We start from the raw sequence: 13,483 nt of genomic DNA on the forward strand, positions 1-13,483 counted from the left end.
TTCCAATGCTTTGACGCTACCCCACCGCAGGACGCGATCCGAGAATATCCGAACCGATCCGCAGGTGTGTCGCTCCGAAGCGGATGGCCACTTCAAGGTCCTGGCTCATGCCTGCCGAAATGCCGGTGGCGGCGGGATGTTCCGCGGTGAGCCGGGCAGAGATCCCGGCCAGCTTCTCGAAGGATGCTTCAGGCGGAACCCCCAGCGGCGCCACGGCCATGACACCGGCCAGGACCAGTCCGTCGGCGGCAGCCAGTTGTTCTGCGAGGGATGGCACGTCGGCGGGAGCGGCGCCGCCGCGGTGTGCACCGGCGTCGTCGTCGAGGCTGACCTGGATGAAGCATTCCAGCGCGGCCCGTCCGGAACGGTCCTGTTCGGCAGCAACAGCCCGGGCGAGCCCGTCAGCGAGCTGGGGCCGGTCCACGGAGTGGACGGCGTAGGCGTAGCGGACCACGGACTTGGCTTTTTTGCTTTGGAGCTGGCCCACAAAATGCCAGTTGAGGCCGAGCCCGTGCAGGGCCTCGGCTTTCGCCGAGGCCTCCTGGTCGCGGTTTTCACCCACGTCGGTGACGCCAAGCCCGGCGAGACGGCGGATGTCCTCTGCCGGATGGAACTTCGTGACCACGATCAGTGTGGGCTCGTCCGCACGGCCGGATGCACTGGTGGCGGCCGTGATGCGGCTCCGGACGGCGGCGAGCCCCTTCTCCAGCTCCGCGGTGCGGGCAACAGCCTCAGTCATGGGACCACACCAGTCCGGCAAACCGGCCGGTGTCTTTGTTCCGGCGGTAGGAGAACAGGTCCTCGTTCTCCAGGGTGCAGGGCCCGGAGTACATGATGTCCACGTCCGCCGCTTCCAGCTGGGCCCGCGCTCCGGCCGGCAGGTCGAGCCCGGGCGTTCCCCAGCTGGTGGTGGACCATGTTGCAGGGACAGCGGCGGCCACGTCCTCCCGGAGCGCGGCCGGGACTTCGTAGCAGGCGCCGCAGATGGATGGACCGAGCCAGGCCTGGATGCCGGCGGCTCCCAGGGCACGCATCTGCTCGACGGCGGCGGGAATGACGCCCGCTGCCAGCCCTGGCCGGCCGGCGTGGACAGCGGCAAGTACCGGGCCGCCGGCTGCCTGGCCGACCAGCACGGCGGGGATGCAGTCTGCCACCATGACCGCCAGCGGCACGCCATGGGAAACCATGGCGTCTGCCTCTGGTGTTTCGCTGCCGGCTTCCATTACCGCTACGGCGGTTCCGTGCACCTGGTTCATGAACCGGAGGGAGCCCGCAACCATGCCCGCGCCGCGTTCGAGTTCTTCCCTGCGCGCCCGGACGCCGGCGGGGTTGTCCCCCACGTGCAGTGCCAGGTTGCCGGCGCGTGTGTCCGTGAACGCCACGGACACACCGGGCAGGACCTCAGCCTTCCAAAGGAACAAGCCGGGCCCTACTTCAGGAAGTCGGGGACATCCAGGTCATCGGAGCGGCTGCCGGACAGGTCCGGCTCCACTACCGAAGGGAGGTCGACGTCGAAGCCGGAGTCCGCGGGGACAGCTGAGGGGCGCTGCTGGCCCCAGTTGCTCAGGCCGGATGCGCCGACGCCTGCGTGGACCGGCTGCACGTTCATCTGGTGGCTTCCGCCCGACGGGGCCTGGGCCGGTGCCGGCGCGGGGGCAGCGGGGCGCTGGGGGGCCACCTGCGGCTGGGACTGGTCCATGGAGGGCGAGGTTGCCTTCACGTCGTCGAAGCCTGCCGCGATGACCGTCACGCGGGCTTCGTCGCCGAGGGCGTCGTCGATGACTGCGCCGAAGATGATGTTCGCCTCGGGGTGGGCCACCTCCTGTACCAGGCGGGCCGCTTCGTTGATCTCGAAGAGCCCGAGGTCGGAGCCGCCCTGGATGGACAGCAGGACACCGTGGGCACCGTCGATGGAAGCCTCGAGCAGCGGCGAGGCGATGGCCAGCTCGGCAGCCTTGACGGCACGGTCCTCGCCGCGGGCCGAACCGATGCCCATCAGCGCGGAGCCTGCACCCTGCATGACCGACTTCACGTCGGCGAAGTCGAGGTTGATCAGGCCGGGGGTGGTGATGAGGTCGGTGATGCCCTGGACACCGGACAGCAGGACCTGGTCAGCGGAGCGGAAAGCGTCCAGGACGGAGACGTTGCGGTCGCTGATGGACAGGAGGCGGTCGTTGGGGATGACGATCAGCGTGTCAACTTCGTCGCGGAGGGCGTCAATGCCGGCCTCGGCGGAGCCGGCGCGGCGGCGGCCTTCGAACGTGAACGGGCGGGTGACCACGCCGATGGTGAGCGCGCCAAGGGAGCGTGCGATGCGGGCCACGACGGGAGCGCCGCCGGTACCTGTTCCGCCGCCTTCGCCGGCGGTCACGAAGACCATGTCAGCGCCACGGATGACCTCTTCGATTTCGTCAGCGTGGTCCTCTGCAGCCTGCTTGCCCACCTCCGGGTTGGCGCCTGCACCGAGACCGCGTGTCAGCTCCCGGCCGACGTCAAGTTTGACGTCGGCGTCGCTCATCAGCAGGGCCTGGGCATCGGTGTTGATTGCGATGAATTCGACACCGCGAAGACCGACTTCGATCATGCGGTTGACTGCGTTCACGCCACCGCCGCCGATGCCGACGACCTTGATGACGGCCAAGTAATTCTGCGGAGCTGCCACGTTACGTGTCCCTTGTTCGTGTCCTATTGCGAAAACTTTTGGAGTCGGGCTTGAAGCTTTGAACCTTAACCTTCGAGTTGAAGGTTATAGTTATGTCAAGTAACTCATGTCTGTGACGGTATTTCCTATGGTTCACACATTCAATAACCGGGGCCGCGTGTCGTGGGAATACCGGGAAATAAAGAGGTTCAGCGCGTCACGGGATGCCTGGGCACACTGACGTCGTAGACGCGCACGGGGTTCTTCGGATCGGCCGGCACCTTCAGCAGAGCCTGCAGCACCTTGGCCTTCAGCTCCCTTTCGGAGGCATTCCCCCACACGATGGTCTGCCCGTCGACCAGCTTGAGTTCAACGGCGTCCACCGACTGGGCCGAGGCATTTGAAAGCTTGGCCAGGACTTCGGCGGGAAGGGCACCCAGCACCGCCGCAGTCGCCTGGAAGAGGTCCTTGCCGATCGTGCCCGCGCCGCCGTCGATGACCGGCAGTGACACGGACTCCGGGTCGGCGGTGGCGGCCAGCTGGACGCCGTCGACGTCCACCAGCTGGTACTGCTCCCCCTGCTTGACCAGTGCCACCGGGACGCGCTCCCTGACGTTAACCACCAGTCCTGAAGGAGGCCTGGCCTGGACGGTCACGGATTTGATCTGGACCAGCGGTTCCAGGAGCCGGTCCACCTCTTCGTCGCTGACCTGTGGCAGCGGCTTGCCTTTCAGCGGTTCCAGGGCGGCCTGCACCTGGTCAGGCGTGAGCAGCTTAGTGCCGGACACGGTGATGGTGCCGACGGCGAGAAGCGGCGAAAAAATGGCGGCCGCGAGGATCCCGGCGATGAGCGCCGCCGCGGTGCAGACCGTGACGATGATGTTCCGCTTCAGCCGTCTGCCCCTGGGCTCCGGGAACGCGAGGACGTTCGCGCCGGCGGCGGCGCCCGGGAGCAATTTGTCCTTGGACTTCTTTTCCTTGCGGCGTGAGGCCCACGACGGCGCGTCGTTGGACCTGGCGCCTTTGGACCCCGTGTCCTTGGGCTGTTTGCCCCGGGTCGGGTCCGGGTCCGCCGCGGGAGCGCTCTTGGAGGCGGAGATGACCTCCGACTGCATCGACTGGGCCGGCGCGCGGTTTCCGGGCACGCCGCCGGATCCGCTTCCGGATCCGCCGCTCCCCCGCTGGGCGCGACCCGGCGACGTGTAGGTGGGGCGCCGGGCACTAGCCACGCAGTGCCTGCACAATCTTCGGCCCGAACGCCGTCACGTCGCCGGCCCCCGCGGTCAGGATAATGTCGCCGGGACGTGCGGCGGCGACCAGTTCGGCCACTGCCGCGTCTCCGTCCACGAGGCGCCCGCCGGAACCCAGGTGGTCGGCGATCAGCTGGCTGGAGACGCCGGGGATCGGATCTTCGCGGGCCGGGTAGATGTCCAGGACCAGGGCTGTGTCCGCGAGGTTCAGGGCTTCTGCGAAGTCCCGGGCAAACTCCCGGGTCCGGGAGAAGAGGTGCGGCTGGAAGAGGACGTGGACCTGGTGGTCACCGGCGACGGACCGGGCTGCCGACAGTGCGGCCCGTACCTCGGTGGGGTGGTGGGCGTAGTCGTCGAAGACACGGACACCGCCGGCCTCCCCCTTCAGCTCAAAGCGCCGTGACGCACCGGAGAAGCCGGCCAGCGCGGCGGCGGCTGCACGGGCGTCCACCTCCAGTTCCAGGGCGACAGCGAAGGCGGCTGCGGCATTCAGGGCGTTGTGCCGGCCGGGGACCTGCAGTTCGAGGGCGAACCGGCCGTCAGCGGTGGAAACGGAAACGTCGCCGGGGCCGCCGTCGTGCAGTACTACGTCCGCGTCCGCGGAGGTCCCGTACAGGACCACGCGGGTGTTGCCACGCGCTTGGGTGCGCCGGGCAAGGGCCAGCGCACCGGCGTCGTCGGCGCAGGCCACCAGGACGCCGTCGGCGGGCAGCAGGGCGGTGAACAGGTCGAACGACGCGTAAACGGCTTCCGCGGTTCCGTAGTGGTCCAGGTGGTCCGGCTCCACGTTGGTGACCACGGCAATCCTGGGCCGGTAGTTCAGGAACGAGCCGTCCGATTCGTCGGCTTCGGCCACAAAAATCCCGGAGGCGCCGTGTGCGGCGTTGACGCCGAGGGACGGAACGTTGGCGCCGATGGCAAACGAGGGTTCCAGGCCCGCGCCCTGCAGCAGCACGGTGACCATCGACGTCGTAGTGGACTTCCCGTGCGTTCCCGCAACGGTCACCACCACGTCATCGCCCATGGTGGCTGCCAGGGCCTCGGAACGGTGCAGGACCGGCAACCCGGCCTCCCGGGCTGCCACCAGTTCAGGGTTGTCGGCGCGGATGGCGGAGCCAGCCACGACGGTCTGGGCGTCGCCCAGGTTGGCAGCGTCATATCCGACGGCGACCCTGGCACCCGCCGCCTGCAGGTCTGCCATGACGGGCAGGTCCTTGGCATCTGAGCCGCTGACTGCCACCCCGCGGGCAACCATGATCCGGGCGACCGCGGACATGCCGACGCCGCCGATTCCGATGAAGTGGACGCGGCCCAGGGATTCCTGGCTGTGGATGTTGGCGGGGGTCATGCGGATACCGCTTCCAGGACAAGACCAGCCATGCGCTGGTCGGCGTTTCTGATTCCAAGGCGCTGGGAGTTGGCGGCCATGGTGGCCAGCCGGGACGTGTCCGTCACCAGCGGAATGAGCTTCTCCCGGACCCACTGCGCGGAGAAGTCCCGGTCCTGGACGAGCAGCGCCCCGTCCGCCCGCACCAGCCCGGCGGCGTTGAGTGCCTGTTCTCCGTTGCCGATGGGCAGCGGGACGAAGACAGCCGGTACGCCCACGGCGGCCACTTCGCAGACCGTCGCGGCGCCGGACCTCGCCAGCAGCAAGTCCGCGGCCGCGTAGGCCAGCTCCATGCCATCGATGTACTCGACCTGCCGGTAGCCGGGTGCTGTGAGCTTCCTGCCATCGGCGTCGAGCAGGGTCTTACCTCGTCCGGTGATGTGGAGTGTCTGGACGCCGGCGGCAGCCAGGTCCCCCACGGCCGCTTCCACCGTGCGGTTGATGCTCTGGGCGCCGGAGGATCCCCCCGTGACGATCAGCGTGGGCCGGTCAGGGTCCAATCCCAGCGCTTCGCGGGCACCCGCCTGGGCGGCGGACCGCTCCAGCCCGGAAATTTCAGTGCGCATGGGCATCCCGACGTGGCGGGCGTGCCGGAGCGGCGTGGTGTCGAAGGCGACGGCCACATACTTGGTCAGCAACGCGCCAACACGGTTGGCGAGGCCGGGGCGCGCGTTGGCCTCGTGGATCACAATGGGGATCCCCCGCCGCCGGGCAGCCAGGTACATGGGGGTGCACACGTACCCGCCAACGCCCACGAGCACGTCTGCGCCGTGTTCGTCCAGGATCCGGCCGGCCTGCCGCACGGCCCCGGCCAGGCGGCCGGGGAGCCGGAGCAGGTCCATGGAGGGTTTGCGCGGCAGCGGCACCCGGTCGATGGTGGCAAGGTCCAGGCCGGCCGCCGGCACCAGGCGGGTTTCCATGCCGGACGGTGTCCCGACGGCAAGGAGGCTGGCCCCGGGCGCGGCGGCCCGGATGGCGGCGGCGATGGCAAGCAGCGGGCTGATGTGGCCTGCCGTTCCGCCACCGGCGAGGACGATGGAAAGGTTCTGGGAAGTCATCTGGTGCTAGGTACGCTTTCTGGCGGTTTTCTTCGGGCCGGTGGATCCGCGGGAGGCCCTGTTGCCGAACTTCAGCATCCTCTTGGGCCTGATTGATGGGGGCATCTGTTCCCGGGCGAGGGACAGCACCACGCCGACGGCGCACAGCGACATCATGAGCGCCGAGCCGCCGTAGGAGATGAAGGGCAGGGGGACGCCGATCACGGGCATCAGCCCGGTAACCACGGACATGTTGACGGTGGCCTGGCCGAGGAGCCAGACCATGATGGTGCCCGCCAGGACCCGGTGGAACATGTCCTCCTGCGCCACCACAACGCGGTAGATCGCCGCACCCAGGATGGCGAACAGGATCAGGACGACGACGGTGCCCACCAGGCCCAGTTCCTCACCGATGATGGCGAAGATGAAGTCGTTGTGGGCTTCGGGGATCCAGCTGTACTTCTGCCGGCTTTGGCCCAGGCCCACGCCGAACCAGCCGCCGGAGGCCAGGCCGTAGATCCCGTTCGTGGCCTGGTAGTTCGCATCGATGCCGTCGGCACAGGATTGCCCCGTCCACCAGGACGTGATGCGGCACATGCGGTTGGAGCTGGTGACTGCCATGGCCGCGGTTCCCGCAGCACCGATCAGCGCGGCGAAGCCGAACAGGTACAGCGGCACCCCTGCGAAAAAAAGCGCGGCCGCGGTGACCATCATGATGATGATCGCCGTGCCCAGGTCGTTCCCCAGCACAACGAGGCCGATGACGAGGCCTGCTACGGGAATCGCCGGGATCAGGGCGTGCTGCCACCGGCGCAGGAGCTTGCCTTTCCTGGCCAGGACGGTGGCCATCCACAGTGCCAGGGCAAGTTTGGACGCCTCGGACGGCTGGAAGGTGATGCCGCCGATGTCGATCCAGTTCTTGTTTCCGTTGACTTCATCGCCGATGACCTGGACCAGGGCCAGGAGCACCAGGGCGATGCCCAGGCCGGGCCAGGCCAGGCGCTTGAGCCAGACGACGTTGATACGCGACAGGACGAACATGGTGAAGATGCCGATGGCGGCAAACATGCCTTGCTTGAGGGCGTCCCCGTACGGGGATTTCCCGGCCGCGATGGATTCCACGCTGGAGGCCGATAAAACCATCATGATCCCGATGGCGGTCAGTGCGAGGGTGGAACCCAGGATGAGGTAGTAGGTGGAGCCGTTCCGCGAAGTCCCTGTACCTTCCAGTGCCGACCAGAAGCGGCGGTACCCGTTACGGATCCGAGCGGGCAAGGAAAGCCGGGGGGAGGCCGCCTTGGCGGTGTTCCCCGGGCGCGGCTTTGCAGCCGGCGGCCGGGTGGGCGTGCTGACCATTGTTACTCCTCGCCGGTCTGGGCCTGCCCTTCCACCAGCTCGCGGACAGCTTTGATAAAGGCGTCGCCACGGTGAGCGTAGGAAGAGAACTGATCCATGGATGCAGCTGCCGGAGCCATCAGGACGGTGTCTCCCGGCGCGGCCAGCTCCGCCGCTGACGCAACAGCACGGGACATCACGGCCTCCCCGGAATCCGGCGAGCTGCCTGCGACGGCACCGTCCTGCGCGGCAGTCTGCATGTTTTCAGTGTCGCCCGCAGGTGCTCCGATCACCGGGACATCCGGTGCGTGTCGCCTGAGGGCCTCGGCCAGCGCCGCAGTGTCGGTGCCGATCAGGACCACGGCCTTGAGCCGTGCGGCGTGGTCACGTACCAGGTCGTCGTAGCTGACGCCCTTGGAAAGGCCACCGGCGATCCAGACCACGTTCCCGAAGGTGGCCAGCGATGCCGAGGCTGCGTGCGGGTTGGTGGCTTTGGAGTCGTTGACCCACAGCACGTCGTTCTGCCGGGCAACCGGCTGGATCCGGTGGTTGCCGGGGATGTAGTCCCGGATACCCTGCCGGACAGCTTTGGGGTCAACGCCGTAGGCCCGCACCAGGGCCGCTGCCGCCAGGGCGTTGGCCACCATGTGGCGCGGGGCGAACTCGCCAAGGTCTGCCATGGAGGCGAGCTCGGCCGCACTGTCCTTGCGCTCGGCGATGAACGCGCGGTCCACCAGCAGGCCCTCCACTACCCCGAGCATGCTGATGGCAGGGGTGAGTGTGGTGAAGCCGACGGCACGGCAGCCTTCCGTCACGTCCGCGTTCTCCACCATGCGCTCGGTTTCGATCTGCTCCGCGTTGTAGATGCACGCCTTCTGGGTGCGTTCGTAGACTTTGGCCTTGTCCGCGAGGTAGGACGTGTACGAGCCGTGCCAGTCAACGTGGTCCTCGGCCACGTTGAGGCACACACTGGCTACCGGTGACAGGGATTCTGCCCAGTGCAGCTGGAAGCTGGACAGCTCCACCGCGAAGGCGTCGTACTCCACGGGATCGCGGAGGGCGTCCAGGATGGGAGTCCCGACGTTTCCGACGGCGATGGCCTTCAGCCCCGCGGCCTGCAGCATCGCTTCGGTCAGCCCTACAGTGGTGGTTTTGCCGTTGGTTCCGGTGATGGTCAGCCAGTCAGCGGTCTTGTGGCCTTCGCGGACACGCAGGCGCCAGGCGAGTTCGACGTCGCCCCAGACCGGGATGTGGGCACGCGCGGCCGATGCCAGGAGGGCCTGGTCGGGGCGCCAGCCCGGTGACGTCACGATGAGTTCCGGCAGGGCTCCGTCGATTTTCGGGATCCTGCTGACTGCTTCCTCGCCAAGGAGCACGTCGGCGGCGCCGACGATCTTGAGGGTGTCCGCCTGGGCTTTGGCGGTCTCGGACGTGGCGGCGTCAACCACCACTACGCGGGCGCCCAGTTCAATGAGGGTGTCGGCGGCGGCGAAGCCGGACACGCCGATGCCGGTGACCACGACGCGCAGCCCGGCCCAGTCCGAGTCCCAGCTGACGAGGTCCTGAAGGCGGGAGGAAACGGTCACAGGAGCACAACCCATTCAGCGTAGAAGATGCCCAGGCCAACGGCCACAAAGAGCCCCCCAAGGATCCAGAACCGGACCACGACGGTGACCTCTGCCCACCCCTTGAGCTCGAAGTGGTGCTGCAGCGGTGCCATCTTGAAAAAGCGTTTGCCGCGGGTGGCCTTGAAGTAGCCGACCTGGATGATGACGGACAAAGTGATGAGGACAAAAAGGCCGCCGATGATGCCCAGCAGCAGTTCGGTCCGGGACAGGATGGCGAAGCCGGCAATCGCGCCGCCGATGGCCAGGGACCCGGTGTCGCCCATGAAGATTTTGGCCGGCGAAGTATTCCACCAGAGGAATCCAACGAGGGCGGCACTCATGATGGCGGCCAGGAGGGCGAGATCGAGCGGGTCGCGGACCGAGTAGCAGCCGCTGCCGGCCTCCCGCGGGGAGCCGCAGGCCTGGTTGCTCTGCCAGATGCCCATCAGGGTGTAGGCGCCGAACACCATAACCGCAGCGCCGGCGGCCAGGCCGTCCAGGCCGTCCGTGAGGTTCACGCCGTTCGTCGCGGCGGTCACAATCAGGTTGGACCAGACGACGAACAGGATGGCGCCAAGGACGGTCCCGCCGAAGGCCAGGTCCAGCCAGGGAAGGTCCCGGACCAGGGAGATTTTGGTGGAGGCGGGCGTGACGCCGTCGGCGTCCGGAAAGTTCAGGGCGAGAACGGCGAACGCGATTCCCACGGCGCCCTGGCCGATGAGCTTGGCCTTGGCGTCCAGCCCCAGGCTTCGCTGTCTGGAGATCTTGATGAAATCGTCCAGGAAGCCAACCAGTCCCATGCCCACCATCAGGAACAGCAGGATCAGGGCGGACGCCGAGGGGCCCGCGGACGCGGGATTCAGCATCCACATGATGAGGTGCGTCAGCCCGTAACTCAGCAGCACGGAGCCCACCACCACGGTTCCGCCCATGGTGGGCGTGCCGCGCTTGGTGTGGTGGGAGGTCGGTCCGTCATCCCGGATGAACTGGCCGTAGCTCTTACGGACCAGCAGCCGGATAAAGAGCGGGGTTCCCACCAGGGCGCACAACAGGGCCAGGCCAGCGCCGATCAATAGTGCAATCACAGCTGCTCGCTCCCTTCAGTGGCAGGTACCGGGGTTTGTGGGGGTAATGCTATCCGATCGCCTAAGTGGCGCAGTCCCACGCTGTTGGAGGACTTAAACAGCACGAGGTCGCCGGGTTCAAGCTCGGCGTTCAGCAGTTCGTAGGCCTCATCGATGGTTTCGGCAAAGCTGCATTCATCGCCCCAGGAACCTTCCTGGACGGCGGAGACGTACAGTGGCCGGGCCGCCCGGCCAACAACCACCAGGCGGGAGATGTTGAGCCGCACAACCTGCGTGCCCACAATGGTGTGTTCGCGGATGGATTCGGGTCCGAGTTCGAGCATGGCGCCGAGGACTGCCCAGGTGCGGCGGCCCCGGCCCAGGTCGGCGAGGGTGCGCAGGGCGGCCCGCATGGATTCGGGGTTGGCGTTGTAGGCATCGTTGATGACGGTGACGCCGTCGGCCCGCTCGGTGCGCTCCATGCGCCAGCGGCTGGCAGCCGCCTGCGTGCTGAGTGAGGCCGCGATGTCGCGCCCCGGGACCCCCGCGGCAGCCGCGGCCGCCGCTGCGGCCAGGAGGTTGCCCACGTGGTGCGCGCCGATCAGTTTGCTGCTGACGTGCAGGTCCGGCTCGCCGGAGGGCAGGATGAGGTCGAATTCAGGGTTTCCTGCGGAGTTGGTGTCCGGGTCGACTGCCTGGACGGCAGCGCCGGGACGGCCTTCGGCGGAGTACCCCAGCACCTCGGCCTGCGTACGGCCGCGCATGGCGGCGACGCGGTCGTCGTCGAGGTTGATGATGGCGGTCCCGGTGGCGGACAGCCCTTCGAGCAGTTCGCCTTTGGCGCGTGCGATGTTTTCGACTCCGCCGAACTCCCCCGCGTGGGCCGTACCAACACCCAGGACGACGCCGATGTCCGGCTTCACCATGTCGGCGAGGTAACGGATGTGGCCAATGCCTGTCGCCCCCATTTCAATGACCAGGAACCGGGTGGTGGCGTCCGCGCGGAAGACGGTCAGCGGCACGCCGATCTCGCCGTTATAGGAGCCCTGCGGCGCGACGGTGTTTCCCTGGCCTGCGAGGATACCGGCGAGCAGGTCCTTGGTGGTGGTCTTGCCGGCAGAACCGGTGATGCCTGCCACCGTGAATTCCTCACCGGCGGCCTGGCGGGCAGAACGGATGCGGCGCACCGCCTCAGCGGCGAGGGCGCCCATGGCCAGCACGGCGTCGGCGACAAGCACCGCGGGGTAGCGTGCCCCGTCCGGGCCGGCAACCGGCCGCTCCACCAGTGCCAGAGTTGAGCCGTTCCCGAATGCGGTGGCAACGAAGTCGTGGCCGTCCGCGTGCTCCCCCGGTTTCGCGACGTAGAGGGACCCGGGCGTGGCAACGCGTGAATCCGTGACCACGGACAGGGGGGTGATCCCGGGATCGGCGTCCAGGCGGCCGTTTGTGATTTCGGCGATTTCCGCCGCAGTAAATGCAATCATCTCGGTCTAGGACTCTATCCGGTCGTCTTGGAGAACGGTGAATCCCCTGGCTGTCAAGGCGTTCCGGAGTTCCACCCTGTCGTCGAGGGCAACGTTGACGCCCTTCACTTCCTGCCAGACCTCGTGTCCGCGGCCGGCCACGAGGATGGTGTCCTGCGGCCCGGCGAGTTCCACGGCCTGCCGGATGGCGGCGTCGCGCGGGAAGATTTCAAGGATGCGGCACGCAAGCGAAGCCTGTTCCTTCGCCTCCAGGGCCCCTGCCAGCACGTCCGCGCGGATCGCCGCAGCGTCCTCATCGTGCGGGTCGTCGTCGGTCACGATGACGGTGTCGGCGAGGGTGGCCGCGATGGCGCCCATGGCCGGGCGCTTCCCCTGGTCCCGCTGCCCGGTGGCGCCGAACACGACGATCAGGCTGGACCCCGGCTGCGGGGACCGCACGGCTTCCAGTGCGCGCGCCAGGGCGTCGGTGTTGTGGGCAAAATCAACAACCGCGGCCGGCGACTCGGAGACCAGCTGCATGCGGCCCGGGACTGCCACGGTGAACGGATCGTGTTCATCCAGGGCGGCCTGGACTGCCGCCACGTCCACGCCGCTGGCCAGGACCATGACGGCGGCCAGGGCCGCGTTGGCCACATTGAAGCTGCCCGGGAGGCCGGTGTGGACGTTCAGGGACGCACCGCCAGGCCCGGTGAGGGTGAAGTCCGTGCCGAGTCCGCGCGCCGTCGCCGACGCGACCGTCCAGTCTGCGGGAGCCCCGGCTGATGTGGCCGCAAGGGTCGTGACCGGGATCTCCGTTGTGGAGGCAAGCTGCCGGCCCCAGGAATCGTCGACAGTCACCACTGCATGGCGGGCGCGCGGGGGCGTGAAGAGTTCGGCCTTGGTCTGGAAGTAGTCGTCCATGGTTCCGTGCAGGTCCAGGTGGTCCTGCGTGAGGTTGGTGAACCCTGCAACGTCGAAGACCACCCCGTCGACGCGCTGGAAGGACACGGCGTGTGAGGAGACTTCCATGGATGCGGCGTCCAGTCCCCGCTCCCGCATCAGTGCCAGCAGTGCGTGGACATCCGGTGACTCCGGAGTGGTCAGCAGGCTGGGAATGGGATCGCCGCCGGCCTTGATTTCAATGGTGCCGATCAGCCCTGTCTGCAGGCCCAGGGCACGCAGCAGGGCATTGATGAAGTAGGTGGTGGTTGTCTTGCCGTTGGTACCTGTGACACCGAACAGCGTGGGCTTTCCGCCGGCCGGAGGCTGGCTGCCGTAGATCATGGCGGACAGGGGCCCCACCACATTCCGCGGGCTGGCAACCACCAGGACCGGAACGGACGTGTCGGCAGAGAGCGCGAGGAGGCGTGCGCCGGCGTCGTCCGTCAGTACGGCCGCCGCCCCGGCGTCTATTGCCTGGGACACAAAGTCCGCGCCGTGCCGAGTTGCCCCGGGAAGGGCGACGTAAAGGTCGCCCGGCTCAACGGTGCGTGAGTTCAGGGAGATCCCGGTGATGGTGACCGATGCCGAGTGGCCGGGAACTGACACGCCCACGGATTCGCCGATGCTGTCCAGGCGCACCGCGGAAACGGACGTGGGCCTGAACTGCGACGTGGCGGATCCCCCGGCCGGAAAAGTATTGGCGCCGGGGGCATTGTGATCTGACAAGAGGGTCTCCGAAAGTGCTAGTGGATCGTGC

At 67.7% G+C, this 13,483-nt stretch carries 11 protein-coding genes; all 11 read right to left on the reverse strand.

Features of this window, described 5'->3' with window-relative positions; all coding sequences use genetic code 11:
• Positions 1-16: 16 nt before the first annotated feature.
• The 11 genes from EYS21_RS19880 to EYS21_RS19930 all read right to left on the reverse strand — a co-directional run bounded on the left by EYS21_RS19880 (position 17) and on the right by EYS21_RS19930 (position 13,452).
• A complete protein-coding gene (locus EYS21_RS19880) occupies positions 17-739 on the reverse strand; it encodes a YggS family pyridoxal phosphate-dependent enzyme (RefSeq protein ID WP_131134974.1) in 723 nt (240 codons plus the stop codon).
• Positions 732-1,421 carry a polyphenol oxidase family protein gene (locus EYS21_RS19885; RefSeq protein WP_131134975.1) on the reverse strand — a complete coding sequence of 230 codons (690 nt, stop codon included), beginning with the start codon at positions 1,419-1,421 and terminating at the stop codon, positions 732-734. The genes EYS21_RS19880 and EYS21_RS19885 overlap by 8 nt, the downstream gene beginning before the upstream one ends.
• An 8-nt stretch (positions 1,422-1,429) precedes the next feature.
• The gene (gene ftsZ, locus EYS21_RS19890; protein WP_066285766.1) at positions 1,430-2,662 is read right to left on the reverse strand and encodes a cell division protein FtsZ; all 1,233 of its coding nucleotides are present in this window, start codon (positions 2,660-2,662) and stop codon (positions 1,430-1,432) included.
• A 188-nt stretch (positions 2,663-2,850) separates the two neighbouring features.
• Positions 2,851-3,870: an FtsQ-type POTRA domain-containing protein gene (locus EYS21_RS19895; RefSeq protein WP_131134976.1), complete on the reverse strand. Its 1,020-nt coding sequence runs from the start codon at positions 3,868-3,870 to the stop codon at positions 2,851-2,853.
• Entirely contained in the window at positions 3,863-5,239 is a 1,377-nt protein-coding gene (murC, locus tag EYS21_RS19900; RefSeq protein WP_131134977.1) for a UDP-N-acetylmuramate--L-alanine ligase, read from the reverse strand. The genes EYS21_RS19895 and murC overlap by 8 nt, the downstream gene beginning before the upstream one ends.
• On the reverse strand, positions 5,236-6,336 hold the full coding sequence (gene murG / locus EYS21_RS19905) for an undecaprenyldiphospho-muramoylpentapeptide beta-N-acetylglucosaminyltransferase (protein ID WP_131134978.1): 1,101 nt from the start codon (positions 6,334-6,336) through the stop codon (positions 5,236-5,238). The genes murC and murG overlap by 4 nt, the downstream gene beginning before the upstream one ends.
• A 6-nt stretch (positions 6,337-6,342) precedes the next feature.
• Positions 6,343-7,671 (reverse strand): putative lipid II flippase FtsW, encoded by a 1,329-nt coding sequence (ftsW, locus tag EYS21_RS19910; RefSeq protein WP_131134979.1) that lies wholly within the window; start codon positions 7,669-7,671, stop codon positions 6,343-6,345.
• 2 nt (positions 7,672-7,673) lie between these two features.
• Positions 7,674-9,251, reverse strand: coding sequence for a UDP-N-acetylmuramoyl-L-alanine--D-glutamate ligase (gene murD / locus EYS21_RS19915; RefSeq protein ID WP_207307835.1), 1,578 nt, complete (start codon positions 9,249-9,251; stop codon positions 7,674-7,676).
• Positions 9,233-10,342 carry a phospho-N-acetylmuramoyl-pentapeptide-transferase gene (gene mraY / locus EYS21_RS19920; RefSeq protein WP_131134981.1) on the reverse strand — a complete coding sequence of 370 codons (1,110 nt, stop codon included), beginning with the start codon at positions 10,340-10,342 and terminating at the stop codon, positions 9,233-9,235. The genes murD and mraY overlap by 19 nt, the downstream gene beginning before the upstream one ends.
• On the reverse strand, positions 10,339-11,805 hold the full coding sequence (gene murF / locus EYS21_RS19925) for a UDP-N-acetylmuramoyl-tripeptide--D-alanyl-D-alanine ligase (RefSeq protein WP_131134982.1): 1,467 nt from the start codon (positions 11,803-11,805) through the stop codon (positions 10,339-10,341). The genes mraY and murF overlap by 4 nt, the downstream gene beginning before the upstream one ends.
• A gap of 6 nt (positions 11,806-11,811) precedes the next feature.
• A complete protein-coding gene (locus tag EYS21_RS19930; RefSeq protein WP_131134983.1) occupies positions 11,812-13,452 on the reverse strand; it encodes a UDP-N-acetylmuramoyl-L-alanyl-D-glutamate--2,6-diaminopimelate ligase in 1,641 nt (546 codons plus the stop codon).
• Between the last annotated feature and the right edge of the window lie 31 nt (positions 13,453-13,483).

Source organism: Arthrobacter sp. S39 (assembly GCF_004320525.1).
Lineage (GTDB): Bacteria > Actinomycetota > Actinomycetes > Actinomycetales > Micrococcaceae > Arthrobacter.

Coding starts and splice junctions, on each gene's coding strand:
- ftsW (WP_131134979.1), bottom strand. CDS start 7,671: ATGGTCAGCACGCCCACCCGGCCGCCGGCTGCAAAGCCGCGCCCGGGG.
- EYS21_RS19880 (WP_131134974.1), bottom strand. CDS start 739: ATGACTGAGGCTGTTGCCCGCACCGCGGAGCTGGAGAAGGGGCTCGCC.
- murD (WP_207307835.1), bottom strand. CDS start 9,251: ATGGGTTGTGCTCCTGTGACCGTTTCCTCCCGCCTTCAGGACCTCGTC.
- murF (WP_131134982.1), bottom strand. CDS start 11,805: ATGATTGCATTTACTGCGGCGGAAATCGCCGAAATCACAAACGGCCGC.
- murG (WP_131134978.1), bottom strand. CDS start 6,336: ATGACTTCCCAGAACCTTTCCATCGTCCTCGCCGGTGGCGGAACGGCA.
- murC (WP_131134977.1), bottom strand. CDS start 5,239: ATGACCCCCGCCAACATCCACAGCCAGGAATCCCTGGGCCGCGTCCAC.